Annotated in this window: 21 protein-coding genes; 9 read left to right on the plus strand and 12 right to left on the minus strand. The window is 70.8% G+C overall.

Features of this window, described 5'->3' with window-relative positions; all coding sequences use genetic code 11:
* Window positions 1-16: 16 nt before the first annotated feature.
* Window positions 17-1318, minus strand: coding sequence for a UDP-glucose dehydrogenase family protein (locus I3V78_RS36485; RefSeq protein ID WP_204495286.1), 1302 nt, complete (start codon window positions 1316-1318; stop codon window positions 17-19).
* An 84-nt stretch (window positions 1319-1402) separates the two neighbouring features.
* Window positions 1403-2374 (minus strand): nucleotidyltransferase family protein, encoded by a 972-nt coding sequence (locus I3V78_RS36490; protein ID WP_204495287.1) that lies wholly within the window; start codon window positions 2372-2374, stop codon window positions 1403-1405.
* Between the two features lie 105 nt (window positions 2375-2479).
* Here I3V78_RS36490 and I3V78_RS36495 point away from each other — a divergent pair, with 105 nt between their 5' ends.
* The 8 genes from I3V78_RS36495 (at window position 2480) to mfd (ending at window position 11357) form a co-directional block, all read left to right on the plus strand.
* Window positions 2480-3784: a DUF418 domain-containing protein gene (locus tag I3V78_RS36495; protein ID WP_204495290.1), complete on the plus strand. Its 1305-nt coding sequence runs from the start codon at window positions 2480-2482 to the stop codon at window positions 3782-3784.
* A 324-nt stretch (window positions 3785-4108) separates the two neighbouring features.
* On the plus strand, window positions 4109-4783 hold the full coding sequence (locus I3V78_RS36500; RefSeq protein ID WP_239576921.1) for a hypothetical protein: 675 nt from the start codon (window positions 4109-4111) through the stop codon (window positions 4781-4783).
* Window positions 4780-5196 (plus strand): hypothetical protein, encoded by a 417-nt coding sequence (locus tag I3V78_RS36505; RefSeq protein WP_204495292.1) that lies wholly within the window; start codon window positions 4780-4782, stop codon window positions 5194-5196. The genes I3V78_RS36500 and I3V78_RS36505 overlap by 4 nt, the downstream gene beginning before the upstream one ends.
* Before the next feature lie 97 nt (window positions 5197-5293).
* On the plus strand, window positions 5294-6646 hold the full coding sequence (locus I3V78_RS36510; protein ID WP_204495294.1) for a methyltransferase domain-containing protein: 1353 nt from the start codon (window positions 5294-5296) through the stop codon (window positions 6644-6646).
* A complete protein-coding gene (locus tag I3V78_RS36515) occupies window positions 6643-6990 on the plus strand; it encodes a P-II family nitrogen regulator (protein ID WP_204495296.1) in 348 nt (115 codons plus the stop codon). Before I3V78_RS36510 ends, I3V78_RS36515 begins: the two co-directional genes overlap by 4 nt.
* A gap of 99 nt (window positions 6991-7089) precedes the next feature.
* Window positions 7090-7416, plus strand: a complete 327-nt coding sequence (locus I3V78_RS36520; RefSeq protein ID WP_204495299.1) for a c-type cytochrome — start codon at window positions 7090-7092, stop codon at window positions 7414-7416.
* Between the two features lie 66 nt (window positions 7417-7482).
* Window positions 7483-7695, plus strand: a complete 213-nt coding sequence (locus tag I3V78_RS36525) for a hypothetical protein (protein WP_204495301.1) — start codon at window positions 7483-7485, stop codon at window positions 7693-7695.
* 86 nt (window positions 7696-7781) lie between these two features.
* Window positions 7782-11357 (plus strand): transcription-repair coupling factor, encoded by a 3576-nt coding sequence (gene mfd / locus I3V78_RS36530; protein WP_204495303.1) that lies wholly within the window; start codon window positions 7782-7784, stop codon window positions 11355-11357.
* A gap of 15 nt (window positions 11358-11372) precedes the next feature.
* Here mfd and I3V78_RS36535 read toward each other — a convergent pair whose 3' ends face one another.
* The 10 genes from I3V78_RS36535 to I3V78_RS36580 all read right to left on the minus strand — a co-directional run bounded on the left by I3V78_RS36535 (window position 11373) and on the right by I3V78_RS36580 (window position 26094).
* A complete protein-coding gene (locus tag I3V78_RS36535; protein WP_204495305.1) occupies window positions 11373-12215 on the minus strand; it encodes an OmpA/MotB family protein in 843 nt (280 codons plus the stop codon).
* An 85-nt stretch (window positions 12216-12300) separates the two neighbouring features.
* Window positions 12301-13965, minus strand: a complete 1665-nt coding sequence (locus tag I3V78_RS36540) for a diguanylate cyclase (RefSeq protein WP_204495307.1) — start codon at window positions 13963-13965, stop codon at window positions 12301-12303.
* A gap of 167 nt (window positions 13966-14132) precedes the next feature.
* The gene (locus tag I3V78_RS36545) at window positions 14133-14729 is read right to left on the minus strand and encodes a hypothetical protein (RefSeq protein ID WP_204495309.1); all 597 of its coding nucleotides are present in this window, start codon (window positions 14727-14729) and stop codon (window positions 14133-14135) included.
* Window positions 14730-14863: 134 nt separating this feature from the next.
* A complete protein-coding gene (argE, locus tag I3V78_RS36550; protein WP_204495311.1) occupies window positions 14864-16027 on the minus strand; it encodes an acetylornithine deacetylase in 1164 nt (387 codons plus the stop codon).
* A gap of 75 nt (window positions 16028-16102) precedes the next feature.
* Entirely contained in the window at window positions 16103-16570 is a 468-nt protein-coding gene (locus tag I3V78_RS36555) for a ferritin-like domain-containing protein (protein ID WP_204495312.1), read from the minus strand.
* A 121-nt stretch (window positions 16571-16691) separates the two neighbouring features.
* Window positions 16692-20414, minus strand: a complete 3723-nt coding sequence (locus I3V78_RS36560) for an FG-GAP-like repeat-containing protein (RefSeq protein WP_204495314.1) — start codon at window positions 20412-20414, stop codon at window positions 16692-16694.
* Window positions 20415-20426: 12 nt separating this feature from the next.
* Entirely contained in the window at window positions 20427-21965 is a 1539-nt protein-coding gene (locus tag I3V78_RS36565; RefSeq protein WP_204495316.1) for a hypothetical protein, read from the minus strand.
* A gap of 20 nt (window positions 21966-21985) precedes the next feature.
* Window positions 21986-23371, minus strand: a complete 1386-nt coding sequence (locus I3V78_RS36570) for a DUF1501 domain-containing protein (protein ID WP_204495317.1) — start codon at window positions 23369-23371, stop codon at window positions 21986-21988.
* A 21-nt stretch (window positions 23372-23392) separates the two neighbouring features.
* Window positions 23393-24082: a hypothetical protein gene (locus I3V78_RS36575; RefSeq protein ID WP_204495319.1), complete on the minus strand. Its 690-nt coding sequence runs from the start codon at window positions 24080-24082 to the stop codon at window positions 23393-23395.
* Entirely contained in the window at window positions 24082-26094 is a 2013-nt protein-coding gene (locus I3V78_RS36580; protein ID WP_204495321.1) for a DUF1585 domain-containing protein, read from the minus strand. The genes I3V78_RS36575 and I3V78_RS36580 overlap by 1 nt, the downstream gene beginning before the upstream one ends.
* Before the next feature lie 155 nt (window positions 26095-26249).
* Here I3V78_RS36580 and I3V78_RS36585 point away from each other — a divergent pair, with 155 nt between their 5' ends.
* On the plus strand, window positions 26250-26813 hold the full coding sequence (locus I3V78_RS36585) for a DUF420 domain-containing protein (RefSeq protein WP_204495323.1): 564 nt from the start codon (window positions 26250-26252) through the stop codon (window positions 26811-26813).
* Window positions 26814-26827: the final 14 nt, after the last annotated feature.

A 26827-nucleotide genomic window follows, 5' to 3' on the forward strand; every position in this document is an offset into this window, starting at 1 on the left:
GGCGGGCGCTCCGGGACTACGAGCGGCGGCCGAGTCCCATGTAGGCGAAGCCCAGCTCCTGCATGCGCTCGGGGTCGTAGATGTTGCGGCCGTCGAAGATGACGGGGCTCTTCATGAGCGTCTTCATGCGCTCGAAGTCCGGGTGGCGGAACTCGTTCCACTCGGTGACGACGAAGAGGCCGTCCGCGCCCTCCAGGGCCTCGTAGGGCAAGGAGGTGTAGCGGATGCGGTCGCCGAAGACGCGGCGCGCGGTGCGCTCGGCCACCGGGTCATGCGCCGCCACCTTGGCGCCCTTGGCCAGCAGGCCCTCGATGACCTCGATGGACGGGGCCTCGCGCATGTCGTCCGTCTTGGGCTTGAAGGCCAGGCCCCACACCGCGAAGGTGCGCCCGTCCAGCGAGCCGAAGTGCTTGAGCGCCTTGTTCACGAGCAGCCGCTTCTGCCGCTCGTTGGTGCGCTCCACGGCGCGCAAGAGGTCCAACTCCAGGCCCAGCTCGCGCCCCTTGGCCACGAGCGCCTTCACGTCCTTGGGAAAGCAGCTGCCGCCGTAGCCCACGCCCGGAAAGAGGAAGGGGTAGCCGATGCGCTTGTCCGCGCCCATGCCCTTGCGCACGAAGTCCACGTCCGCGCCCACCTTCTCGCAGAGCACGGCCATGTCGTTCATGAACGAGATGCGCGTGGCGAGCATGGCGTTGGCGGCGTACTTGGTGAGCTCCGCCGAGCGCGTGTCCATGTAGAGGATGGGGTTCTCCGTGCGCACGAAGGGGGCGTAGAGCTGGCCCATGAGCTTGCGCGCCCGCTCGGACTCGGCGCCGATGACGACCCGGTCCGGCTTGAAGAAGTCGTCCATGGCGGCGCCCTCCTTCAGGAACTCGGGGTTGGAGACGACGTCGAACTCCACCTGCGTCACGCGGGAGATGGCCTCGCGCACCTTGTCCGCGGTGCCCACCGGCACGGTGCTCTTGTCCACCACCACCGTGTAGTGGCGCATGGCGCGGCCCACCTGCTCGGCCGCGGCCAGGACGTACTGGAGATCCGCCTCACCGCTCTCGCCCTCGGGCGTGCCCACGGCGATGAACACCACCTGGGCGGGCGCCACCGCGGCGGCCAGGTCCGTGGTGAAGGACAGGCGCTTCTCCCGCGTGTTCTTGCGGATGAGCTCCTCCAGGCCGGGCTCGTAGATAGGGACCTCGCCGCGCTGCAACTGGGCGATCTTCCGCGCGTCGATGTCCACGCAGGTGACGTCGTTTCCCGAGTCCGCGAAACACGTCCCCGCCACGAGTCCCACGTAGCCTGTTCCAATGATGGCGATGTGCATGCGCGTTCCTGGGCTGGAGGTCCAGGGCCGCTCTTACGCCGGGACGCGGGTCAGGGGAAGGGGCGTCGAGTGCGCCCCCCCGCCTCACTGCCCCGTCAACAGCTTGCGCAGCCGCTCCGAGCCACGAACATGCCGCATCTTTCCAACCTCACTCGCCGGGACGACCACCAGCCGCTCGAGCAGCTCGCGCGTGGCCCGGCGCAGGGGCGGCAGGAGGGGCTGCACGCGCGGCGCCGTCTCCGGGAACAGGCGCGCCACGATGGACAGGGAGGTGTGCAGGGCGCGCTCCAGGCGCCAGGCCCGCGCCCGCTCCAGGAGCACCGCCGCGTCCAGGGGGCGCGAGTACAGCCCGCCCATCTGCGGCGCGCCGAGCACCAGCTCGCGCAGGTCCACGAAGGACAGCCACGGCAGCTGGTAGCCCTCGCGCGCCTGCTCCAGGCACACGAGCAGCACCGCGTCCTCCAGGTCCGGTCGGAACACGGACGGGCCATATATCTTCATGGGCTGGGCGCGGGCGAACACCTCGCGCAGCTCCGCCTGGCGCGAGGCGCCGAGCACGTCCGCGTACAGGTAGATGGGCGTGCGGCCGTCGGACAGCACCTTGCGCGCGCCGTGCGGGGCCTCGTTGGGCTCCGGGCGGAAGTCGTGCTGGGCGAGGTAGCCGCTGAAGCCCTCCACGTCCATGCTCCGCACGAGCACCTGGATCTCCAGCACGGGGCGGAAGCCCACATGGGGGTAGAGCGTGTCGGCGAAGGACGCGCCCCCGAGGACGAGCACCTGTCGGCCCTCCAGCTCGCCCACGCACTGCTTGAAGTTGACGAGCTTCATCACGTTCTCGTTGACCGAGCCCGAGTAGATGCTCAACAGCCTGTCCCTCGCCCACTCCGGGGCCAGGGCGCCCGGCAGGCGGTACTCCAGGTTATAGGAGGCGAGCGGGGCCAGGCCCTGGGCGATGGCCCAGTCGACGTAGGCCTCCCAGGGCGCCTCGCGCAGCGAGCCCCGCGGCGGCTCGAAGGAGGAGAGGATGCGGAAGGTGTCCAGGAGGCTGGGAGCCATGGGGGGGCTGCTTTAACGACACCCCGGACCGGGACGCAATCGGAAGCCTCGGCGTCCGTCGGGAATAGTCCAGGGGGGCGAGCTGTTGGGCGCCCTTCCCCAGACATGAGCCCCGTCCCACCGCCCCCCGACACCGCCGCCCAGCCCGTGGCGTCCACCGACCGGATCGTCCTGCTGGACGTGCTCCGGGGCTTCGCGCTGGCGGGGGTGTTCGTCTCCAACGTGTTCGTGTGGTTCACGGGCATGGTCTTCGTGACGCGCGAGCAGGCCCAGGCCGCGCTGGCGGCGGCGCCCTGGTGGGACACGGTGGCGTCGCAGCTCTACTCGGCGCTCGTGTCCGGCCGGTTCATCAGCCTGTTCTCGTTCCTCTTCGGCCTGGGCTTCTCCGTGCAGTTGCTCCGCGCCCAGGCCCGAGGCACCTCCATCAACCGCCTCTACGCGCGGCGCCTGGGGGTGATGCTGCTCATCGGCGGCGTGCACCTCACGGCGCTCTGGTACGGCGACATCCTCACCACCTACGCCACGGTGGGCTTCCTGCTGCTGCTCTTCCAGGGGCTGTCGGACCGGGCGCTCTTGCGCTGGGCGCTGGTGCTCATCTTCGTGGTGCCGCTCGTCATCGCCAGCGCCATGCGGTGGCTGCCGCCCCTGTTCTCGGGCACGCCGGGCGGCGCGAGCGAGGCGGCGCGGGCGTCCCTGGCCCAGAGCGAGGCCGTCCGGCTGGAGCTGGGCCGCGTCTTCAAGACGGGCGGCTACCTGGAGGTGGTGCGCGCCAACGCGTCGTTCTTCTTCGGCGAGTTCATCCGCCGCATCCCCCCCATGCTCAGCGCGCTCTTCGGGCGCTTCCTGCTGGGCTTCCTCGCGGGCCGGCTGCGGCTGTTCCACGACGCGGACCAGCACCTGCCCTTCTTCCGCAAGCTGCTGCGCTGGAGCCTGGGGCTGGGCGGCGCCGCCAGCGTGGCCATCCTCGTGGTCAACCACCTGGTGCGCCAGAAGGTGCTCCTGCCGCACGGCGCCTTCCAGTTGTTCCTGATGCCGGTGCGCCAGCTCGCCGAGCTGGGCATGGCCGCCGCCTATGCCTCGGCGCTCGTGCTGCTCCTCCAGCGCGAGACCTGGGCCCGGGCCCTGCGGGTGCTCGCCCCGGTGGGCCGCATGGCGCTCACGAACTACCTGTGTCAGAGCGTGCTGAGCATCGTCATCTATTACGGCCTGGGCCTGGGGCTCATGGGACAGGTGAAGCCCGCGGCGTGCATCGCCCTCACGCTCGGGCTGTTCTCGCTTCAAATCGGGTTCAGCCACTGGTGGCTCGCCCGCTTCCGCTTCGGTCCCGCCGAGTGGCTGTGGCGCTCGCTCACGTACGGCAAGGCCCAGCCCATGCGGCGCGAATCCGTGCTCGGCGCGGCGGCCCACTGAGGCCTCGGGCCGGTGGGCCCTCCCCACCTGACTTCCCATGTCCACCCTTCCAACGTGACTTCGGGCGTCCACCGGGTGTAGAGGAGGGCCATGTGCCCGTCCGCTCCGCCGCGCCGCGCCCGCCGGGACCCGGCGCCCCCGCCCCCGGGCGTGAGAGCCCGACGGGCCCTACCTCCCGCCTCCTTCACCGTCTCGGGCCGCCCCGCTACCACGCGCCTCAACTTGACCCACAGTGCAAGCCACTGCTACTTTCTCCGTGAGAACGACTTTTCCTGGTTTGAGCGGGAAAGCCTGTCGCAGGGGACCCAGCATGGCGCGGCCGACATGAAGACCGGAGCGACGGGCCGACGACGTGCCCTGTGGGCGGTGCTGGGACTGCTCGGCGGTCTGGAAGGCTGCGCCAGCAATCCGCACGTGAAGGTGCAGCGCATGGACAACGGGCTGCTCCGGGTCGAGGGCCCGCTCGCGGGACCCTTCGCCAAACTCGAGGCCCTGGCGGCCAACGCCTGTGAGCTGATGACCCACGAGCCCGGCGCGTCCAACGGGGTGCACGGCTCCGAGTACTGCGCCCTGTACTACTACTCGCCCGGGGAGAAGGCGTACTTCCTGAGCTACCTGTCGGACATCAAGAGCAGCCTCAACTCGGAGACGAAGAGCTGCGAGCTGCCGCGCACGGTCGAGGATCCCCAGCACCCGGATGGCATCGTGCTGGGCGGCGTGCACACCCACCCGCACAACCGGCGCCTGTCGCGGCGGGACCTGGGCATCACGGCCATCTGGAACCCCACCCGCTTCACCGACCAAAGCACCGGCCAGGTCTTCGACCGCAACCTGCTGATGTTCTTCCGGGAGAAGACGGGCGAGTGCCGGGCCTACACGTACAACAACTTCTCGCGCCTGGTGTCCGCCCTGCGCGAGGGCGTCTGGGTGCCCATCGCCCAGGTCACCAACGACTCGGGCGACCTGGAGATGTTCGCGGGGAAGGACTGGCTGCCATGAGATCGCTCCTCCCCGTCCTGCTCGCGTGCGCCGGGTTGCTGAGCGGCTGCGGCTACTTCGGCTACTACCGCCACACCCCGGCCGAGCGCGCCTCGCCCGAGGAGGCCGCCGCGGTGCGCTTCCCCGACTCCCTGGAGACGGGCGTGCGGCTCACCGGGCCGATGATGGCCGCGCTCAAGGTGGCCATGGACGACTACCGTCCGCCCGGCATCCGCCCGGAGAAGCTCACGCCCCCGGACAGCTGTCTGGCCCGCTGGGAGTCCATCCAGACGACCGTGCTCCAGGTGAGCGAGACGCTCTTCTTCGTGGAGTTCGTGCCGGACCTGCGCGCCTGCGGTCCGGGCTACATCGTGCTCGACGCCGGGGCCACCTACGCCCTCGACGGCCAGGGGCGCATCCTCGGCCGGGAGTAGCGGAAACAGGGCATTTCCCGGCGGCCCCCCGGGGACCGGGCGCCCCGCGGCATGACGCGGCGCGCGGCGGGCCCGGCGGTGTGGTAGTCACCAAGCCGTGAGCCCCTCCCTTTCGTTCGTCATCCCCTACGGCCCCCGGTCCGCGTCCGCCGCCTCGCGCTTCGCCCATGCGCTCGCCCACCGCGAGGGAACCGAGGTGGTGCTCGTCGGCGAGGGCGCCGTGGACGCCCCCCGCGCGCCCAACGTGCACGTGCTGTCGGGGCCCGCCGGCAAGGGCGCCGCCATCCGCGCCGCGCTCGGCCGGGTGACGGGGAGCATCACCGTGCTGCAGGACGCGGATCCGGCCTACTCCCTGGAGGCCTGCGACGCCCTGTGCCAGCCCATCCGCGAGGACCGGGCGGACGCGGTGTTCGGGGACCGCTCCCGGGCGGGGCTCGACCCGACCCTGCTGGCCGAGCGGGCCATGGGCCACGTCACGCGCTTCGTGACGGACGTGTCGCTCGCCGATCCGCTCTGTGGCCAGCGCGCCTTTCGCACCGAGGCGCTCAAGTCCGTGGCGCTCACCAGCGAGGACGACGCGGTGGACGCGGAGATCGTCGTGAAGCTGGCGGCGCAGCTCTACCGGCTGGCGGAAGTGCCCGTGGGCCTGGAGACGACGCCGAGCCGGCCGCTGGCCTCGCAGGTGTCGCGGCTGCGCACGCTCATGCGCTACGCCACGGTGCGCGACGACGCGGACAACCAGCACGAGGGCTACACCACGCTCGAGCGCATGGACGGGGCAAGCAACTACAACGCCTGGCTGGGCCAGCGCTTCAGCGAGCACCTGGGCCGGCGCGTGCTGGAGATCGGCGCGGGCATCGGCACCATCACCGAGAAGCTGGAGCCGGGGCTCGAGCTGCTCATCGCGCTCGAGGTGGAGCGCTTCTACGTGGACCGCCTGCGCAACAAGTTCCGGGGCAAGCCGCACGTGCGGCCCTACCTGTCGGACGTGGCGCTCGCGGACTGGGAGTCGCTCCAGCGCGAGCGCCTGGACACCATCGTGCTGTCCAACGTGCTGGAGCACATCCCGGACGATGCCTCGGCGGTGCGCCGCTTCCGGCAGATCCTCCCCGAGGGCGGCCGGGTGGTGGTGCTCGTGCCCGCCCTGCCCCAGCTCTTCGGCGCCATCGACGAGGCGGTGGGCCACCACCGGCGCTACACCCGGGACACCCTGCGCCAGGTGCTCGAGGGCAACGGCTTCGCGCTCGAGCGCATGGAGTGGATGAACCTGGTGGGCATCCCCGGCTGGTTCATGAACAGCCGGGTGATGCGCCGCCGCTCGGTGCCCAAGTTCCAGCTCAAGGTCTATGACCGGTTCGCTCCCCTGTTCGCCCGGACGGAGAGCCGGGTGAAGCTGCCGGTGGGAATGAGCCTCTTCGCCGTGGCGCGCGCCACGGGAGGTACCCCGTGAAGAAGATCGAAGCCATCATCAAGCCCTTCAAGCTGGACGACGTGAAGGACGCGCTGCAGGAGCTGGGCGTGCACGGCCTCACCGCCATGGAGGTCAAGGGCTACGGCCGGCAGAAGGGCCACACGGAGCTCTACAAGGGCGCCGAGTACACCGTGGACTTCCAGCCCAAGATGAAGGTGGAGGTGGTGGTGGACGACGACCGGGTGGAGGCGGTGGTGGAGGCCATCGTGCGGGTGGCACGCTCGGGCGCCGAGGGGAAGATGGGTGACGGAAAGATTTTTGTCCTGCCGGTGGACGAGGCCGTGCGCATCCGCACCGGGGAGCGCGGCAGCGACGCGCTGTAGTCCCGTCCCCGCCGTCCCCACATTTCGTCCAGGCCCGCGCTTGCCCTATCGTTGCGCCGTCCACGCTGTTTCCCAGCCGGTGCCCTGGAGGTTGTCCGCATGAAGTCGCGCTTCGCCCTGTTGCTCAGCCTGTCGCTCGCCGCCGTCGTCCACGCCGAGGAGGAGACCGCCGCCGAGACGTGGACGGCCAAGTGCAAGTCCTGCCATGGCGGGGACGGCAAGGGGCAGACCCAGATGGGCAAGAAGGAAGCCATCGACGACCTCTCCCTGCCCTCCTGGCAGTCCGCCCACGATGACGCGGCCATCCGCCAGGTGATCGCCGAGGGCTCGCCCAAGAACAAGAAGATGAAGGCCTACAAGGACAAGTTGAGCGACAAGCAGATCGATGCCCTCGTGGCCTACGTCCGCACGCTCAAGAAGGGCTAGCGCCTCCCCCCAGGGCGTGAATATTCCCTGGGGCCCCGCGTCTCGCGGGCAGGAGGCATCCCCCGAATGCGCGTCCTCACCTTCGTTCTCGCCACCTTCCTCGTCCTGGTTTGCGCCACGCGTCCGCCTGCCCGCCTGTCCTCCACCCAGGACCCGGCGGCCACCGCCGAGTCCCTCCGGCCCAAGGACGGCAAGGGGGACGGCGGCTCGGACGACGACGACGAGGATTACCGGATCGCCGGGGGGTACGAGCAGTCGACCGCTCGCCGTCCGGGGTGACCTCCACCCACCAGACGTCGCGCTCTTCCGTTGACCCCTCGGGGTCGCGCTCCTAATTACCCGGAGGCGCCTTCACGCGCCTCCGGATGGACACTCCTTTCTCTCAGAAGCTCGATGTGGGGGCGCAGCGCTCACCCCCGGTGGCCGGTGACCCCGTCGCCCGCGTCCTCGAGGCCTTGCGCGTCGGGCACCGCGTGCGCACCCAGGGACTCCAAGGCGCCGCGCGTGGCTATGCGCTCGCCCAGTTGCAGCGCACCCTGAAGGCCCCGCTCGTCTGTGTGGCGCCGGACGAGGAGGCCGCGGACGCGCTCGCCCATGACCTGGCCTTCTTCCTGGGCGGCAAGGGCACGCCGCGCGAGCCCCGGGTGCTGCGTGTGCCCGCGGACGAGGTGCTGCCCTATGACGAACTGTCGCCGGATGGCGAGGTCGTCGCGGACCGGCTCGGCGCGCTCTTCCACCTGACCCAGGGCACGCGCTGTCCGGCGGTGGTGGTGTCCGTGCGGGGCCTGCTGCGCAAGGTGCTGCCCCCCGCGGTGATGAAGTCCCTGTCCGAGCGGCTCACCGTGGGACAGGACTTCGATCGCGACGAGGTCGCCCGCCGGCTCACCCACATGGGCTACACGAGCAGTCCGCTCGTGGAGGACCTGGGGACGTTCTCCGTGCGGGGCGGGCTCATCGACGTCTTCAGCCCGCTGTACGAGAAGCCCGTGCGCATCGAGTTCTTCGGGGACACGGTCGAGTCCATCCGCGTCTTCGATCCGGAGAGCCAGCGCACCGTGGACTCGCTGCAGGAGATCATCCTCCTGCCCGCGCGCGAGGTCATCTTCTCCGAGGTGACGCGCGGGCACGCCGAGACGGCCGCGCGCGCCCTGGCCGACCGCATCAACCTGCCCACCTCCAAGCTGCGCGAGTACCTGGACGCGCTCCAGGAGGGGCTGTCCGGCTTCGGGCTGGAGGGGCTCTTGCCGGGCTTCTTCCCCGAGGGCCTGGGCACGCTGTTCGACTACCTGGCGCCCTGGCACGAGTCGCCCCTGTTCTACCTGGACGATCCGCTGGGCATCGAGCGCGCCGCCGAGGACCTGTGGGCGGAGATCTCCCGCGGGGCCCAGGCGGCCACCGAGCGGCAGGACCTCACCTTCCCCGCCGAGGACCACTTCCTCACCCTGGAGCGGGCGCAGCAGCGGCTGGGCGCGTTCCGGCTCATGGAGGGCGGCGGCCTGTCGCTGTCCCAGGGCGAGCCGCCGGTGCTCTTTCCCTACGCCACCACCCAGGACGTGCGCGAGGCCATCCTCGCCCACCACGGCGAGGAGGGCGCGCTCACGCCACTCATCGAGCGGCTGCGCGCCTGGCGCGACCACCGCGTGCCCTGCGCCGTGGCGTGCGGCACCGCGGGCCAGGCGGACCGGCTCAAGCGCCTGCTGCTCGACCGGGACGTGATGGCGCGCGTGCAGCCCGGGCCCCTCGCGGACGTCTCGCGCCTGTACGAGCCGAGCGTGACCGTGCACCTGTTCACGGGGGAGATCAGCCACGGCTTCGTGGACCCGCACGGGCTCGCGCTGCTGTCGGACGAGGAGATCTTCGGCGCCCGCTCGCGCCGCCGCGCCCGACGCTCCAAGAGCCTGGATGCCTTCGCCGCGGGCTTCAAGGATCTCAAGGAAGGCGACCTCATCGTCCACACCGACTTCGGCATCGGCCGCTACTCGGGCCTGACGAAGATGCAGGTCAACGGCGTGCCCGGTGACTTCCTGGTGCTCGAGTACGCGGGCAAGGACAAGGTGTACCTGCCGGTGGGCCGCATGCGGCTCATCCAGAAGTTCACCGGCGGCGATCCCACCCAGGTGACGCTGGACAAGCTGGGCACCACGTCCTGGGAGAAGACGAAGAAGAAGGTCAAGGAGCAGCTGCTCAAGATGGCCGCGGAGCTGCTCAACATCGCCGCGGCGCGCCGCGCCCACCCGGGCCACGCCTTCAGCGCGCCGGACCGGTACTACGCCCAGTTCGAGGCGGACTTCGAGTTCGAGGAGACGCCCGACCAGGCCAAGGCGATCGAGGACGTGCTCGCGGACATGCAGAAGACCCAGCCCATGGACCGGCTCGTCTGCGGCGACGTGGGCTACGGCAAGACGGAGGTGGCCATGCGCGCCGCCTTCAAGGCCACGCTGGACAGGAAGCAGGTGGCGGTGCTGGTGCCCACCACGGTGCTCGCCCAGCAGCACTACCTGTCCTTCAAGCGGCGCTTCAAGGACTACCCCGTCACGGTGGAGGTGCTCTCCGGGCTCAAGAAGCCCCAGGAGGCGCGCGAGCTGCTCAAGCGCGCCAAGGAGGGCAAGGTGGACGTGCTCATCGGCACCCACAAGCTGCTCGGCGGCGACGTGGCCTTCAAGGACCTGGGCCTGCTCGTGGTGGACGAGGAGCAGCGCTTCGGCGTGAAGCACAAGGAGCAGATCAAGAAGCTGCGCTCGCAGGTGGACGTGCTCACCCTGTCCGCCACGCCCATTCCCCGCACGCTGCACATGGCCATGTCCGGCGTGCGCGAGATGAGCATCATCGCCACCCCGCCCCAGGACCGGCGCGCCATCCGCACCTTCGTGATGAAGTTCGATCCGCCCGCCATCAAGGAGGCCATCGAGCGCGAGGTGGCCCGCGGCGGCCAGGTCTTCTTCGTGCACAACCGCGTGGAGTCCATCCCCGCCATGGAGACGCGGCTGCGCGAGCTCGTGCCGAACGTCTCCATCGGCGTGGCCCACGGGCAGATGGGCGAGGGGCAGCTGGAGAAGGTGATGCTCGAGTTCACCGAGAAGAAGTTCCAGATGCTCCTGTGCACGAGCATCATCGAGAGCGGCATCGACATCTCCAGCGCCAACACGATGATCGTCGACCGGGCGGACACCTTCGGCCTCGCCCAGCTCTACCAGCTGCGCGGCCGCGTGGGCCGCTCGCGCGAGCGCGCCTATGCGTACCTGCTCGTGCCCTCGCGCCGCACCGTCACCAAGGACGCCCAGCGGCGCCTGGAGGTGCTCCAGCGCTTCACCGAGCTGGGCGCGGGCTTCTCCATCGCCAGCCACGACCTGGAGATCCGCGGCGCGGGCAACCTCCTGGGCGGCGAGCAGTCCGGCTCCATCTCCGCCATCGGCTTCGACATGTACGCCCAGCTGCTCGAGGAGGCCGTGGCCGAGGTCCAGGGCGAGCCGCCCAAGGTGCGCATCGAGCCCGAGGTGAACCTGCCCGTGGCGGCGCTCATCCCGGACGACTACGTGGCGGACGTGCACCAGCGGCTCGTCTTCTACAAGCGCTTCAGCCAGGCGAGCGCTCCGGACGAGGTGCAGGAGCTGCGCTCGGAGCTGGTGGACCGCTTCGGCGAGGCCCCGGACGAGGTGGACAACCTGTGCGAGCAGGCGCTGGTGAAGATCGACATGCGCGAGCTGCGCCTGCGCGGACTGGAGGGCGGCCCGGGGCGGCTGTCGGTGATGCTGGGCTCGGACGCGCTGCTCGACGGGGCGAAGCTGCTCGCCCTGGTGCAGCGCTCCAAGGGCTACTACCGGCTCACCCCGGACCTCAAGCTCCTGGTGAAGCCCGCCCCCGAGGTGCGGGAGCAGGGCCTCATCGCCGAGGCCAAGAAGGTGATGCGCGACCTGTTCACCTGCGCGCAGCCCCAGGCCTGAGCCGCCGCCGCCGCGCTACCGGGCGGCGGAGGGCCCGCCGGTGTTGGGCGCCAGGACGATCTCGATGCGCCGGTTGAGGCTGCGGTGCTCCGGCGAGTCGTTGGCGGCGATGGGCTGGTAGGGCCCATAGCCCGCGGCGGACAGCCGGGTGGGGTCCACGCCCGCGTCCTGCAGCGCCCGCACCACCGCCATGGCGCGCGCCAGGCTCAGCTCCCAGTTGGAGGGGAACGGGCCCTTGGGATCCGTGGGCACGTCGTCCGTGTGGCCCTCCACCCGGATGATCTTCCCATCCACGCCCTTGAGCGCCTCGGCGACCTTCAGGAGCGCCGCCTCCCCCTCCTTGCCCACGCGCGCCGAGCCCGAGGCGAAGAGGATCTTGTCCTTGAGGTTCACCGTCATCCGGCCGCGCAGCTCGGACAGCTCCACCTTGCCCTCGGAGATCTCCTTCTCCAGGCTCTTGGCGAGGTTGGCGTACTCGGAGCTCTTCTGCTCCAGGGCCTCCTTGGCCTCGGTGAGCTTCTTCTTGGAGCGCGCCAGCTCGTCGTTGAGCGCCGTGAGCTCCGCGTTCTTCTGCTCCAGGGCGCGGCGCTCGGCCGCCCCCGCCGTCAGGCCGCTCTCCGCGGTGAGCAGGCGCTTGTCCAGGGCCGCCTTCTCGCGCTCCAGCTCCGCCTGCTTCTCCTCCAGCGCGCGCACCTGGGTCTCCAGCTCGGTGGCCTTCTGGCCCGCCGCCTCGCGCGCCGCCTTCTCCGCCTGGAGCTGCGTCTCGGCGTCCCGCATCGCCGTGTCGTACGTGCCCTGCGTCACACACCCCGCGCCCAGCGCGAGCACACAAAGAGAGGTCAACAGCCTCGACCGCATGTCGGATTCTCCTCCGCGGAAACCGGAAAATGGTTTCAGCTCAAATGATATTCGCGACGGAGGGGGCTCCGCACGCGAAAACCCGTCATCGCGCGCCGCGCCGGGTGCTGTCGAGCACGTTGCGCGACAGCTCGTCCATGAGCGCGAGCAGCTCGCGCCGCACGTCCTCGGAGGAGGTGTGCAGCTGCGAGGTGAGCACGTGCAGGGAGTCTCCCGGGGCGGAGGCCTCGTGCAGCATGCGCGCGGCGATGCGCGTGGAGGACAGGGGGCTGTCCGCGTCGTCGGACACCAGGCGGCGCAGGCGCTCCATGACGCTGGTGGGCGAGGTCGGGGGCGCGACGTCGACCGGGGTCTCCGGCTCGGGCAGGTGCGACACGGCGCAGACGCGGTTGCGGCCCTGGCGCTTGGCGCTGTAGAGCGCCGCGTCCGTCAGCTCGATGAGCTCCGTCACGGACGAGGCGTGCGCGGGGTAGCAGCCCACGCCGGCGCTGATGGTGATGTCGCGACTGCCGCCCCGGGCGCCCTTGACCACCGTGCCCTGCACCGCGGCGCGGAAGCGCTCGGCGGCGATGAGCCCCTGCTCCAGGTCCGTCTCGGGGAGGATCATCGCGAACTCCTCGCCGCCGTGCCGGGCCACCACGTCCGTGGAGCGCGCCGTCTGGCGCAGCCGCAGGGACACCTCGCGCAGGGCCTGGTCGCCCGCGGTGTGGCCGAGCGTGTCGTTGACCTGTTTGAAGTGGTCCAGGTCCAGGATGACGAGCGACATCGGGTGCTTGTAGCGCTGGGCGCGCCGGAACTCGACGCCGAGCGCCTCGTGGAAGTAGGCGCGGTTGTAGAGGCCGGTGAGCGGATCCGTCACCGCCACCAGCATGGCGCGGTCGCGCGAGGTGCGCAGCTGACGCTGGCGGCGCTGGCGGCGCAGGGCGCTGCCCATGCGCGCGGCGAGCTCCGCCATGGGCGTGGCCAGGGTGAGGTAGTCGTCGGCGCCCGCGTCGAACGAGGCCACGCGCCGCATGGTGGACTCGCTCTCGTCCACCACGAGGATGGCGGGGGACTCCTCGTCGAAGCCGAAGCGCTTGAGCAAGGGGTGGGTCCCCTCGAGCGCCACCGGGTAGCTGACGATGAGCAGGTCCGCGTCGGAGGTGGTCATGCGCTGCGAGGACGCGCGCTGGGTGAGCTGGAACTCGCCGCCCAGGGGCGAGCCGCGCAGCGCCCGGGCGAGCCGCTCGCCCATCACGGGCATGTGGTGGATGATCTCCACCCGGGCCTGGGGCGGCGTGGGCGACTCGGGCTCGCGCATGACGCGCGCCATGGCCTCGTTCTGGGCCTGCAGGTGGGCGCGCATCTTGCCCAGCGAGATGAACGAGCGCACGCGCGCGAGCATCTCGGCGTCGGGCGCCGTCTTGGTGAAGAAGTCGTCGGCCCCGGCCACCAGGCCGGTGACGCGATCATCCGTGGAGTCCAGCGAGGTGAGCAGCAGGATGGGCGTGTTGACCGTGCGCGAGTGGCCGCGCAGGTGCCGCGTCAGCTCGTGCCCGTTCATCTCCGGCATGATCACGTCGAGGATGAGCAGGTCGAAGAGGTGGGGCCCCTCCGTGGCGAGCCCCAGCGCCTCGCGGGGCGAGGACGTCATCGCCACGTCCAGGCCGCTGTCCATCAGGCGCGAGCCGATGGCCTCCAGGGCGATGGGACTGTCGTCCACGAGAAGAACACGGCCGGTCGTGCTGTTCGAGTTCGAGAAGGCAACCATGGTCCGCTCCAAGGGGCAGGCTATCAGCCATGTCTTCGGAAGAAACGTGGGGGCCCGGGATCTGCTCCCCCGACGACGTTCCCCGCTCGCGTCGTCCACCCCCGCGGGAAACCTCTCGTCAGGATGCGTGTTGCGGCCCCCCTCCTGCGACTTCCGCGGTGACGCGACTACCAGGTGATGACGTACGAGCAATAGCGCGAGCCCCGTTTGCGGCACGCATCGGAGTGATCGTGCGCCACGCGCGCATTGGCCTCGCACAGCTGCGCCATGGCCGTGAGCAGGCCCCGATCAAAGGCGCACGAGTAGGGCGTCTCGCATTGGGAGATGATCTTGCGCTGGTGTGGCACCCACTCGCAGCCGTAGTGCCCGATGCCCTCCTGCATGCGGCCGGTGGACGGCTCGAACATGGGCACGCCGTTCTTGCGGTGGTTCAGGTGGTACGACACGTCGATGGAGCGGATGGCCTCGCGGATGTCGCGGATGCCCTCGGGGAACATCGCGTTGCGCGGCACGGTGAGGCCCACCTCCATCACCCGCCGCTCGCCCAGCTGCGTGCCGATCTCCCGCAGGCACCGCAGCCAGTCCTCCTGCTTGTACCAGGCGGTCGGATCCACCTCGGCCCGGCCGAGTGCCGTGGGCTTTCCGAGGCCCCACTCCAACAGATAGGAGCTGCCCAGCACGGCGAAGGTATGGAACCCATCCACGATGGCGCGGACCGACTGACCACTGATCTCGATGCCGGTCTCGAAGGGAACGAATGGCATGGACTGTCGCCGGCGCGGCGCGCTCTCCGTGAGCCCGAGGCTACCACCCGGGCCCGGGCCGCCGACAATGTTGGTGTGACCCATCACGTCAGGGGTCTGGAACACCCCATCGGGTCTGCTCGAAGTGAAACGAGTCATGGCTGGGAGCGGGCTCCCGTCCCGCCGCAGAAGTGGGCGATGGCCCGGGTGAGATAGGACTCGCAGCGAACCAGGTCCTCGACGGGGACGAACTCGCCCGTCTGGTGGGCCACGCGGATGTCGCCGGGACCGAACACCACCGCCTGGGCGCCCAGCTCGGTGAGCTGGGGGGCCTCGGTGCCGAAGGAGACCGTGATGGGCGCGTGGCCGGACAGCTCCGCCATCAGCCGCACCACCTCCGCGTCCGCGCGCGTGTCCACGGCGGACTCCGCGCGCAGCAACCGGATGCGGGCCTCGTAGGCGGGCTCGTCGCGCACCAGCTCCTGGCGGATGGACTCGAGCAGCTCCAGCACCCGCTCCTGGGGCTGATGCGGCAGGGGCCGCCACTCCACGATGAACCGGCAGGCGCCGGCGATGACGTTGGCCGCCTTGCCGCCGCTGATGCGGCCCACGTTCACCGTGGTGAAGGGCGGCTCGAAGTCCGCGTCCTGGTCCTCGCGCAGCACCGTGCGCGCGAGCACCTCCAGCCGGTGCAGGAAGCGCCCCGCGCGCAGGATGGCCGAGGCGCCCTCGTCCGGATAGGCGCTGTGGCCCTCGCGGCCGAGCACCTCCACCTCCGCCAGGCAGTAGCCCTTGTGCGCGCGCACCGGGACGAGCCGGGTGGGCTCCCCCACGATGGCGTGTCGGGCGCGGCCCTTGCCCAGGGCCACGAGTTGCTTGGCGCCCTCGCACCCCACCTCCTCGTCCGCCGTGAGCAGCACCATCAACGGCGCGTGGAGCGGATGGGACAGGTTCGCCACCGCGTGCAGCGCGCAGGCGATGAAGCCCTTGGTGTCACAGGCGCCGCGGCCGTAGAGGCGGCCGTCGCGCTCGGTGAGCCGCAGCGCGTCCGTCCACGCCGCGTCATAGGGCACGCAGTCCGTGTGGCCCACGAGCGCCAGGGCGGCCCGCTCCCCCGGCGCGCCGCCCTTTACCGCGACGAGGTTGACCTTCTCCACCCCGGCCTCATCCCGGTAGCGCACCTCTTCCGTCTGGAAGCCCGCCGCCTCCAGCTTCCCCCGCGCGAGCGCCACCAGCGGCGCGTTGGTGCGCGTGGAGGTCGTGTCCACCGCCACCAGTTCGGTCAGCGTGGCGCGCAGCGCGGGCAGGGTGTCGCTCATGACGGGGTTCTCCCAGAAAGCACGGGGCCCCTGACTGTAGACGCTCGCCCCGCCGACTCCCAGGAGAACACGTGCTCAGACGGGCGCCCCGAGCTCGTCTCCCGCCCAGGGGCGCACGCGCACGGCGTCGCGGATCCACGTGATGTGGCGCTCCTCGTCCCGCCGGTGCAACTGGACGAGCTGCCGCACTGGAGCGCTCCATTCGAAGTGCAGCGCCATCTCGTACACCCGGTTGGTGATCTCCTCGTTGCCGAGCATGGCCATGAGCGCCGCCTCCGTGCCCATGAGGCTCGTCATCGCCGTGAGGCCCTTCATCGCCGCGCCCTTGAGGTCCGGACGCAGCTCCAGGGGCTCGCCGCCCAGCTCGACGATGAAGGTGTTGAGATCGCGCACGTGCCGCACGTGGTCCGCCCGGAACTCGTTGAGCCGCTCGCGCACCAGCGGCTCGCGCACCCGGGCGATGGCCGCGTCGTAGGCCCCCACCGCATCCACGTCCAACTGCGCCAGACTCCTGAGCTTTTCCACTTCGGGCTTCATCGCCATCGCCCCTCCCCCTCCCGTCGTCCCCGGGCAATGTGTTGCCCCCCTGCACGGGAGGCCAATCCCCCGTCTGGACGATGGGAGCCCGTCCGCCCGGACAGCGGACGGGCGGGCGGGCGCCGGCTCAGAAGCCGAGGGGGACCAGGAAGGCCGCGCCATTGCGCGTGCCGGTGCGGTAGCTCAGCGGCGCGCCGACGACGAGCGCGGGCGGCTGGAGGATGGCGCCCTTCGCGTCCTTCTTGGCCGCGACGAAGTTCACGGACTGGCCGAAGTTGGCGCGCTCGGTCACGTCGCCGGTGAGCGTGAGCCAGGGCGAGAGCGCGCCCGTGGTCCGAGGCCCTCCCGCGAAGACGAACACCGCGCCCCCGCCATCCGAGGCGATGGAGGCGTTCGGCGCGCTCACCACCAGGTCATCCACCCCGTCCCCCGTCAGGTCCGCGCCGCCGCGGATCACCGCGCCAAAGCCCACCGCGCGCGACTGCGACACCAGCACGTCCTCGATGAAGTCGCTGGCCTTGAGCACCCGCTTCGTCTCGGAGGCCGCCTCCATGGCCGTCAGCTCCGTCTTCAACCGCGCCGTGCTGAACAGCAGCACCACCTGCTGCGTCTGGCCCTGGTAGGAGAAGTTCGTCGCCGTGGTGGCGATGAAGTCCGGACGGGCCGAGCCCTGCAGGCGGCCCGCGCGCGTCGTGGACAGGCCCAGGCCGAGGAAGTTGCCCTGGGCCTCCTTGTCGGCGAGCCACAGCTGGACCGGCGCCCGGCGCTTGCACCGGGTGGCGTCCGCGCCGAAGAGGATGACGATGCCCGAGCTGGCGCCGTCGGCGTAGCGCCAGCCCACCTCGTCGCAGCCGTCACCATCCAGGTCGCCGAAGGCCACGGGCGCCGAGGTCTGCTGCGCGAAGTAGGGCGAGGTATAGGCGGGCGCGCACACCATGGTCAGCTTCGCCAGCGAGGTGTCATCCGGGGCGCGGCCGAGGAAGAGCTCGAAGCCGTTGTTGCGCAGCGCGCCGATGTCCTCCTTGCCGTCGCCGTTGAAGTCGAAGCCGCCCACCACCGCGCGCCCGATGCTGCGGCGCTGACAGGTGGCGCCCGCGGGGGTGCAGCCCGAGATGTCGCCCTGGCCCCACAGCCGGTAGGCCGGCTTGAAGGAGCCATCCGCCTGGCCGAGCGCCACGAGCACACCGCCCGAGCCCTGGTTGCCCGCGAGCAGGCACGAGGCGTCCTCCTTGGCGTAGTAGGGGGTGATCTCCGTGTTGCGCGCGTTGGTGCCCGGCCCGGTGAAGCCCGGCGCGCCCACCACGGTGTCCGGACGTCCGTCCCCGTTGAAGTCGGAGAAGTCCACGTCGGTGCCCACGTTGCGGCCCCGCCACAGGGGCGAGGACGCGCCCTCGTCCACCAGCGCCCCCACGGCGTCGTTGAGCGCCACCGCCCAGGCGCGGCCCACGTTCAGGTCGTTGCCATCGCCGTTGACGCCGGAGCCGGCCCAGCCGGGCGAGCCCACCAGCGCCACCGCGCTCTTCGTGCCCTGGGCCACCGCCACCACCTCGCCGTAGCGCTCCACGCTCGGCCGGGCGGGCAGCATGGTGCTCGTGCGGTTCCACTTGTCGAGCGTCTCCCCCGCCTTGGTGAAGGCATCCAGGCGTCCCGTGAAGGCCAGCCCCTGGTCCATGGCCGAGGCGCGCGCGGCGAGCACCACCAGCCCCGGCAGCTCCGTGCCCGCGCCGTCCTTGAGCGGCCACGCCGCGAGCCCCACCCCGTAGGTGTCCGAGCGCTCGAGGCCCTGCAGCACCATCAACGGCTTGTTGAGGGCGTCGCCCTTCTTCAGGGTCGCCAGCGGATGGACGATGACCTTGCCCGCCATGCGCAGCGGCGTGGTGGGCGAGAAGTAGGGAATGCCCATGAGCAGCTCGGCGCCGGGGGTGCCGTCCACGTCCATCACCGTCCAGCCCCGGCCGCCCACGCCTCCGGCGGTGTCCCCGTAGAGCTGGGCCCACGCCGCGTCGCGCTTGATCTGCGGCGGCGCGTCGGAGGGGTCGCCCTTGAACGTATGGGTGCTCAGGTCGAAGAGCAGCACCACGCCCGCGTCGCTCAGGGCCTGCAGTCCGCCGCGCGTGCGCAGGTCCGGCGAGTCCGAGCGATCCGCCAACACCGCCAGCACCGTGGGACGGCTGCCCTCGGCGGGCAGCACCGCCAGCTTCCAGTTGCCCTCGTTGGTGTCGGTCAGCACGGAGGGCGTGATGAACAGGTCCGGCGAGGAGCGCAGGGGCGAGCCGTCCGCGCGCCCGAAGTACACCGCCACCGCCTGCTGCAGCTTGTCGGTGTTGCCCGTGTCGTAGCGCCACAGCTTGCTGAGGGCCGCCATGTCCGGACGGCCATCGCCGTTCAGGTCCCCCACCGCGACCGCGCGCCCCAGGTCCGTGGAGCGCCTGGCCTCGAACTTCCCTTCCTGGGTGAGGTTGATGCCGCCCATCCGGAAATTCGCCTGGGCGGGCACGGGCTGGCCGTGCGCGAGCAGGTAGACGTCGATGATGCCCCGGGCGGACAGCGTCGACGTGGGCGCGAGGTCTCCCGCGGGCGAGCCCACCACCACGTCCAGGTCCTTGTCGCCGTCCACGTCCGCGAGCGCCAGGCCCGTGCCGAAGGCGCCCCGGCCGGTGTTGGACAGGGGCGCGCCCAGCGGCTCCGGTCCCTTGTCGCCGAAGCGGTAGAGGAACACCGCGCCCGAGTTGGTGATGGTCAGGGACGCGCCCGGAGCGGCCACGGCCAGGTCCGGACGGCCATCGCCATCCAGGTCCCCCGCGAGCACGGTGTCGCCGAAGCGCGCCGCGTCCGAGTCCCCGGTGAGCGTCCAGGTGGGCTGGGAGGGAAGCCCCGCGGTGCTGCCCTTGTAGATGAAGACCGCGCCGCCCTGGGGCCGGGACAGGTCGCTCTCCGGACGGCCCACGGCCACGTCCATGAGGCCATCCCCATCGAAGTCGCCGGTGACGATCGAGGAGAGGTCCGTGAGCTGGCCGTGCGCCTGCGTGGGGTGACCCAGGTCCTTGAGCACGCGCACGGACATGTTCGTGCGCTGCTGGGTGAAGCGGTCCCAGCCCTCCAGCACCGCCGTGCCCTCTTCCTGGGCGCCCACGGAGAAGCGGCCCGCGACCACCTCGCCCGGGCCCGAGACCTTCGTCCAGCGCACCTGGTCACTGCCGCCCACCGCGCCCAGCGGCGCCGAGGAGCCCGAGGGCAGCGCGAGGAAGGCCGGATCGCCGCGCAGCTCCGCGTCCGCCTTCACCTCGAAGCGCAGCTCCACCAGGTCGCCCTTGAGGCCGTCGCGCACCTCGATGAGATCCAACCCCTCCTTGGCGCCGGCCGTGTACAGGCCCGACTCCGTGATGCCACTGCCCGCCTGGCTGTCGCGCAGCGTGAAGACCGGCGGGCCGAGCAGGCCTCGCACCTCCACCTGGAAGGACGTGCCCGGCTTGAGCGTGGCGCGCGCGGGCGCCACGCCGAAGGCGGCGATGACCTCCACCTGGACGCGCGCGTCACCGGGGCAGCGCTGATCCTCCACCACCAGCGTGTCCGTGGCGGGCGTGGCGCCGGCCACGAAGTTCGAGCCGTTGAGCTGTCCCGAGGAGCCGCCCGGCTCGATGCGGTAGCGGTAGGAGCCACTGCCGCCCGAGGCCTTGAGCAGCAGGCTCTGGTTGACCCGGATGCGCGAGGCATCCGTGGTGAGGGTCAGTGGGGACAGGCTGTCGCAGAACCCCACCCCGCCCTCCAGGGGAAGGTCATCGCCCCCCTCCGGAGTACAGGCCGAGGACAGGAGCGCGAACACGAGGGACGCACGGAGGGCAGGATTCATGTACGGGCGACTCTAGGGATTGGCGCCGGTGGCGGCCCAGCGCTGGATGAGGGTGATGAGCTGCGGATCCATGGGCCCGTCCGCGGGCATCAACTGCTGGCGCACCTGCGTGAGGATGCGCTCCTTGTTCGTCTTCCACAGGGCGTACGTGGACAGGTCCAGGCCGGGACCCTTGAGCTCGTGGCACTTGGCGCAGCGGGCCTGGTGGATGGGGCGGATGTCCGCCTCCCAGCTCACCGGCTGCGTGGACACGGGCTGGAAGTCGAAGGACACCGAGCGCCGGGACTCGGTGCCGTTCGCGTAGAGCGCCACCGCGCTGAGCGTCTGGCGCCCCGGCGTCAGGCCCACGAAGGAATAGGGCCGGGGCGTGCCGTCCGCCTCCACGCCGCCCATGTAGTAGGTCGGCCCCGAGGAGGGCACGCGCACGCCGCCCAGCTCGAAGGCGAAGCTCAGGGGCGCCTCGCCCGGCGCGGGACGCGCGCTCACCACCAGGTTGTCGTCCACCAGGGTCATGCCCTCGTACAGCCCGAGCACGCGCGGCACCGGGCCCCGGCTGATCGCCACGGTCTCCGCGCCGAGCTGCACCCAGGCGCAGCCACTCTCGTCGGCCGCCAGGAAGTGGAACTCGCGCGTGTCCAGGCCGGACACCACGCCCCACGTGCCCGCGTCCGCGTCATGGCTCAAGAGCGTGTCGCCCGCCTTCACCCAGAGAAAGCGCCCGGAGGCCAGGACCTGGGTGGGCCGCTGCATCAGGCTCACGCCCCGCCAGCCATCGGCCGCGCGCCGCAGGAGCCGCTGGGACGTGAGCACCCAGAGCTCCGCGGGGCCCATCTCCGAGGCGCCCAGACCCACCAGGTCCACCACGCGCTCGTCCGAGTCCAGGGGGAGCGCCACGGGGCGCACCTGCCAGACATTCACCGCCGTCTGCAGGACGACCCGCAGCTCGCCCTGGCGCACCACCCACAACGCCGAGCCGCCACCGTCGGTGGGCGCCGCCACCATCGCGGAGATGCCATCGAGCGCCGCGCCGGACACCTTGAGCGCCGCGAGCTGGCCGTCGCGCAGGCGGTACAGGCCCGAGGCATGGGCGAGCCACACCGCGCCGTCGAGGGTGGCCGCCGTGGCCTTGAGACCCGGGGACAGCGCGTCGCGCCAGGGCGGGGAGATGAGCCAGCTGCCCTGGGAGAGGAACAGCCCCGTCTCCGTCTCCACCAGCGCCGAGCCCGTGCCCATGCGGAACACCGCGTGGACCTTGCCCGGCACCACGGGGTTGCCCGGGTGGTTGCCCAAGGACGCCAGCGAGCCATCCAACCGCACGCGGATGGCCTGGCCCATGGCCGTCACGAAGACGCCGCCGCCCGTCTGGTCCGCGAAGCCGGGCACCGCGGCCACGTTGGCCTGGGCCCGCACCTGCATGGGCTCGAAGGGCGTGGGCGTGGGGTGCTCCAGGGGAAGAGAGGCGCGGGGATCCCCACAGCCTCCGCTCCCCAGCCCCAACACCCCCGCCAACACCAGCGCCCGCCACCCCCGCCAGGACGTCCGCGAAATCATGTCCGGCACTCCGTTCCTCCTCAGGCGAGCAGCGACTGCAGCGGCTGCACGCGCGTGATGCTGTAGTCCAGCTTGGCCGAGGCCAACACCGTCGCGATGATGTGCTCGGGCAGGATGTTGCTGCCGTTGGGGTCCGACACGCCCGTGCGCAGGTCCACCACGGCGGGCGTCATGGCCACGTTGCCGCTGCGGCCGAACACCTGGTTGTTCTTGAGCCCCGCGCCCATCAGCAGGCAGCTGTTGGTGAGGTGGTGGTCACGGCCGGACGAGGCGTTGATGAGCGGCGTGCGCGAGAACTCCGAGTAGACCATGATGGTGGTGTGGTCCATGAAGTTGCCCCCCGACGGGTGGGGGCTGTTGCGCAGGTCCTTCACCAGCAGGTTGAGGGCGTCGAAGCCCGAGCGCTGGTTGATGGCGTGCGACGTCTGCGTGCCGAAGTGGGTGTCCAGGCCGCCCACCAGGTTGATGGACACGCACTGGCTGATGCCCTTCTTGAGCGCCGTGGCCACCAGGGCCGCGCGCCCGGCGGGCTGATCATACGACGCCGTGCTGGTCAGGTTGTACGCGCTGCGCAGGTCCGCGTGCTCCTGGTCGTTGAACCCGAAGTCGAACGCCGTGTCCAGGCCGCTGGAGAGCACCTGCTGCATCTGCTCGCGGCTCGTCGCGTACGTCTTGCCCACGCCCCCCGCGCCATACGCCGCGGCCTCGCACGTGATGGGCTGGCCGTTGAGGTCCAGCAGGTGCTTCTCCATCTCGCTGTCGAGCGGGACCTTGGTCTTGCCCAGCGTGAGCAGCAGGTCGTTGCGGTTGTTCACGCGCAGGGCGTTGGCGCTGCCCGGGTAGCCCTCGTTGTAGGACTCCACGTTCATCGCGATGGAGGGGATGGGCACCGCGGGCGACATCTGCCCCACCACCTCGGTCGCCGTGGACGAGCCACGCGCCGCCGCGCCGATGGGGCGCTTGCCGGTGATGAAGTAGCGCATGCCCTCCTCGTGCGCGAGCGTGGTCATGTTGATGCCCCGCACCACCGTCATCAGGTCGTAGTGGTTGGCGAAGTCGCCCACCGCCGGACCGAAGTCGATGTTGGAGCGCCCCCTGCCCGCCACGTCCGGGCGGATGGGCTGGGAGGGGAAGCGCGCGTCGGTGAAGCTGTAGCCCGGCAGGATGCGCGTCTCGCTCACGCGCTCGGCGGTGAACTCGGCCGGGTCCTTCGGGTCGAAGGCGAGCAGCTGGTCCCACCCGCCCGAGAAGTAGACGAACACGAAGCAGCGGTCCGCGGGCCTCAGGGCCGCGGTCGCCGCGAAGGAGCGGAAGGGCATCCCACCGAACAACGTGGCGCCCAGGAAGCCCGCGCCGGCCTTGAGGAAGGAGCGGCGCCCGGCACTCGTTTCAGGATTCTTCTTCATGGATCGGAGTTCCCGGAGCCGTCAGTAGGTCAAGAAGCGCGAGTCGGTGATCAGAGCGATGCACACCACGGCCAGGCCCTGCTCCGGCTTCTTGAGGGCCTTGGAGCTGGTGGCCGCCTTGACGAAGAACCCCTCCCAGCGCGTGAGCTCCTCGCCCTGCAGGGGCGCGCCCCAGAAGCGCGTGGACAGGTACAGGAGCAACTCACGCCGCTGGGTGGTGTCCAGCGTCGTCATGTCGCTGATGGACCCGGCGGGCAGCGTACGGGCCAGGGCGCGCAGCTTGGGGTCGTTGATCTTGTGCTCCGCGACGGACTGATCCAGGCACACCCGGCGCGCGCCCTCCTCCAGGAACTTGGCGAACACGAGGTTGGGCTCGATGCTCTCCGCGTTGATGAGGGCGAAGTCGGCGCGGCCGAGCGAGGCCGCCCGGGTGTCCAGGTCCTTCCAGGGCTGGCCCACGGCGGTCTCGATGGAGCGGCCGAGCTGCGCCACGGTGAGCCGGCGGGGCGAGCGGCCCACGCGGCCGTTCTGGTCCTCCAGGTCCGGCAGCGGCGTCACGCCACCCGTCGAGCCGCCTCCGTTGTTGCCGCCCCCGTGGGGGTCGCCAATGGGGTCCAGCGAGCCGTCCTGGATGGGCGAGACGGGCGAGGCATTCTGGTCACACGCGGGGGTGCCGAGCGCGACGAGCACGAGCAAGAGCAGGCGGCGCATCAGTCAATCCTCCGGTAGGCGTCGGACAGGACCAGACGCTCGATGAGACCCTTGAGACGGTAGTTGTCGCGGGCGAAGTCGTTGGCGAACTGGTCCAGGTAGAGCACCTGCTCCTGGGACGACATCGGCCGGCCGAGGAACTCGCGCCAGATGCGCTGCACCGCGCAGCGCTCCATGGCGCCCGTCTGCAGCATGCGCTGCACGAGCACCTGGGGACCGCCCTCGATGTTCTGCTCCTCGTCCGACGTGCGGTAGAGGTAGCTGGTGAGCCGGCCGAGCGACTCGGCGCCGTCACCGTCATACGCCTGCATCACGTACTGGGCGCACTCGCCGTTGCACGACACGTTGCCCGCCAGGGCGCACGCCTCGCACTTGGGCTCGTAGCGCGGGAAGCGCGAGGGCTCCAGGTACAGGGCGCCCCGCTCGGCGAAGCGGCCCCAGTGCGCGCCCGTGGGCTCGATGGTGGCGTGGCAGTCCTTGCAGCCGCAGCGCCGGGCCAGGTTGTTCTCCCGGTTGCACGCGTCCTCGGCCGGGGGCGGCTTGTTGTTGGAGGGCACGAACGCCTTGCACAGGAAGGACGAGTAGAAGTGGTTGACGCGGGCGCGCTGGGTGGGGAAGCGGTAGAGGAACGCGGGCGTGGTGAGCACACCCGAGTGCTGGGGACCGCGGATGTAGGTGTCCCACCGGCCGCTGTCCGCGTAGGGCACGTCCGGCATCGTCTCGGCGGCGGCGGGCGCGGAGAGCGCGAAGACGCCCACGCCCTGCTGACCATCGCGGTAGAGCTGGGACAGGGGGCCGTTCACGAGCGAGCGGCGCGTGGTGAGGATGTTGAAGTACGGCTCGTCGTTGCGGATCACCGCGTCGGCGATGCGCTCCGGCTCCTCGTTGATGGCCGCCACGCGGGCGTTGTGGGTGACGCCATTGGGCGCCTCGCAGCGGCGCATGTTGTCACCGCAGCCGCACGAGCGGTCGCCGGTGAAGCGCGACGTGGTGCAGGTCTCCTTCGTCCAGGGGTTCTCCGAGCGCGTCTGCGCCTCCACGGCGCACACCTGCACGGCGGCGGCCCCGGCATTCCAGAAGGGCGCGGGCCGGGTCACGAAGCCCTCGCGCTCCATGCAGCCGCGCTGGGGGACGTACGAGCCCTGCACGCCGTTGCGGGACTCGAGCGCCAGCGTGCAGCGCTTGAGCTCGGTGAGCGCGGTGCCCGCCGGGGGGTTCGGGTGCGCGAAGGCGATCACCTTGCCGGACGCGTCCAGCCGCTCCTCGGTGAGCACCGCCGTGGTGGTCTTGCTCGGGCTCGGCTTGCACAGGTGCGGGGCGAGGATCGTGCCCACCCGGCGCATGTCGCAGAAGTAGAGGTACTTCGCGCCGAACTTGGCCGCGGCCTTCTCGCAGGTGTTGTAGGCGGGATCGACCGTCTTGCCGTCCGCCGCCAGGTCCTGCCGGTCACACTGGTAGTACAGGGTGTTGTCGTAGTCCCAGCTCACCGGCAGGGGCACGTCGTGCTTGTCGTAGCAGCGCGCCTCCCCGACCGAGTCCACGTGCGGATCCTGGACGTACTCCTTCTTGGAGCACTCGTCCTGGGGGATGTAGCCGTCACAGCTCGCCCCGTTGCCGCCGCGGATGGCGCCGCTCGCGTTGTTGCGCAGCGACAGCGGGTCCACGCCCGTGCCGGTGCCGCCCACGCGAGTGTTGGAGTTGTTGTTGACGCTGCTGCTGACGTTGCTCCACATCAGGGCGCGGTGGTAGGCGCGCATCCGATCGTAGAAGGCATCCGACGTCATCAGGCCGCGCACGTCCTCGACCGTCACCGCGCCCTTGGCGCGCACGGCCTCGTACTCCTCCACCGTGGGGGGACGTCCGAGCAGGTCCAGGGAGAGCTGGCGCAGGTGGCGCTCCAGCGGAATCTTGGTGACCGGGGCGCAGACCGGTCCGTCCTCGGCCCATGCCGGGAGAGAGCCCAGAAGGGCAACAGCGGCCAGGGGGGCGAGGACGCTTCGTGCGAGGGGCACGGGCACCTCCAGGTAGTACGGGGGGAAACTTCAATTACGCTTTATGTCATGAATTCCCGCTAACATCCATCCGCCTTCTTACCTATTGGGAAGGCGAGGGACTTGGCGGAGGGGGTGGTTGCATCCCGGGCCCTGGCGGGACAAAAAGGCGCACCATGTCCGATGCCGCAGCCCCCCTCCCCCGGGTGAGCGATCGCTCCTTCTATGTCTTCACCGCGGTGGTCTCCACCGCCGCGCTGGCGTTCCTGGCCTGGCTGTTGCTCATCCGCCGGGGCGGCGCGGTGGCGGGGGTGGACCTGCGCTTCCTGCCGGCGGTGAACGCGAGCTTCAACGCCCTGGCGGCCGCCTGCCTCACCGCGGGCTGGGTGGCCATCCGCCGCAAGGCCCGGCGCGCGCACCAGTACTTCATGGTGTCCGCCTTCGCCGCCTCGGCGCTCTTCCTGGTGTGCTACCTCGCCTACCACTTCGTCCACGGCGACACGCGCTACGCGGGCGGAGGGGCGCTCAAGGTGGTGTACCTGCTCATCCTCGCCAGCCACGTGCTGCTGTCCACGGTGGTGGTGCCCGGCGCGCTCTTGGCCTTCTACTTCGCCTGGCGCGCGTCCTGGGAGCGTCACAAGAAGGTCACGCGGTGGCTGGCGCCCATCTGGCTCTACGTGTCCGTGACCGGCGTGGTCATCTTCTTCATGCTGCGCGGCAGCCTGCCCACCTCGCCCTGAGCCTCGCCGTCCTG

Origin of the sequence: Archangium primigenium (assembly GCF_016904885.1) — a bacterium.
Classification (GTDB): domain Bacteria; phylum Myxococcota; class Myxococcia; order Myxococcales; family Myxococcaceae; genus Cystobacter; species Cystobacter primigenius.

What these genes read in the sequence shown, in the direction of transcription:
- I3V78_RS36495 (WP_204495290.1), top strand. Translation starts at nt 2,480, where the DNA reads ATGAGCCCCGTCCCACCGCCCCCCGACACCGCCGCCCAGCCCGTGGCG.
- I3V78_RS36520 (WP_204495299.1), top strand. Translation starts at nt 7,090, where the DNA reads ATGAAGTCGCGCTTCGCCCTGTTGCTCAGCCTGTCGCTCGCCGCCGTC.
- I3V78_RS36500 (WP_239576921.1), top strand. Translation starts at nt 4,109, where the DNA reads ATGAAGACCGGAGCGACGGGCCGACGACGTGCCCTGTGGGCGGTGCTG.
- I3V78_RS36575 (WP_204495319.1), bottom strand. Translation starts at nt 24,082, where the DNA reads ATGCGCCGCCTGCTCTTGCTCGTGCTCGTCGCGCTCGGCACCCCCGCG.
- I3V78_RS36525 (WP_204495301.1), top strand. Translation starts at nt 7,483, where the DNA reads ATGCGCGTCCTCACCTTCGTTCTCGCCACCTTCCTCGTCCTGGTTTGC.
- I3V78_RS36490 (WP_204495287.1), bottom strand. Translation starts at nt 2,374, where the DNA reads ATGGCTCCCAGCCTCCTGGACACCTTCCGCATCCTCTCCTCCTTCGAG.
- I3V78_RS36485 (WP_204495286.1), bottom strand. Translation starts at nt 1,318, where the DNA reads ATGCACATCGCCATCATTGGAACAGGCTACGTGGGACTCGTGGCGGGG.
- I3V78_RS36555 (WP_204495312.1), bottom strand. Translation starts at nt 16,570, where the DNA reads ATGGCGATGAAGCCCGAAGTGGAAAAGCTCAGGAGTCTGGCGCAGTTG.
- I3V78_RS36535 (WP_204495305.1), bottom strand. Translation starts at nt 12,215, where the DNA reads ATGCGGTCGAGGCTGTTGACCTCTCTTTGTGTGCTCGCGCTGGGCGCG.
- I3V78_RS36585 (WP_204495323.1), top strand. Translation starts at nt 26,250, where the DNA reads ATGTCCGATGCCGCAGCCCCCCTCCCCCGGGTGAGCGATCGCTCCTTC.
- I3V78_RS36570 (WP_204495317.1), bottom strand. Translation starts at nt 23,371, where the DNA reads ATGAAGAAGAATCCTGAAACGAGTGCCGGGCGCCGCTCCTTCCTCAAG.
- argE (WP_204495311.1), bottom strand. Translation starts at nt 16,027, where the DNA reads ATGAGCGACACCCTGCCCGCGCTGCGCGCCACGCTGACCGAACTGGTG.
- I3V78_RS36565 (WP_204495316.1), bottom strand. Translation starts at nt 21,965, where the DNA reads ATGATTTCGCGGACGTCCTGGCGGGGGTGGCGGGCGCTGGTGTTGGCG.
- I3V78_RS36545 (WP_204495309.1), bottom strand. Translation starts at nt 14,729, where the DNA reads ATGCCATTCGTTCCCTTCGAGACCGGCATCGAGATCAGTGGTCAGTCG.
- mfd (WP_204495303.1), top strand. Translation starts at nt 7,782, where the DNA reads ATGGACACTCCTTTCTCTCAGAAGCTCGATGTGGGGGCGCAGCGCTCA.
- I3V78_RS36560 (WP_204495314.1), bottom strand. Translation starts at nt 20,414, where the DNA reads ATGAATCCTGCCCTCCGTGCGTCCCTCGTGTTCGCGCTCCTGTCCTCG.
- I3V78_RS36540 (WP_204495307.1), bottom strand. Translation starts at nt 13,965, where the DNA reads ATGGTTGCCTTCTCGAACTCGAACAGCACGACCGGCCGTGTTCTTCTC.
- I3V78_RS36505 (WP_204495292.1), top strand. Translation starts at nt 4,780, where the DNA reads ATGAGATCGCTCCTCCCCGTCCTGCTCGCGTGCGCCGGGTTGCTGAGC.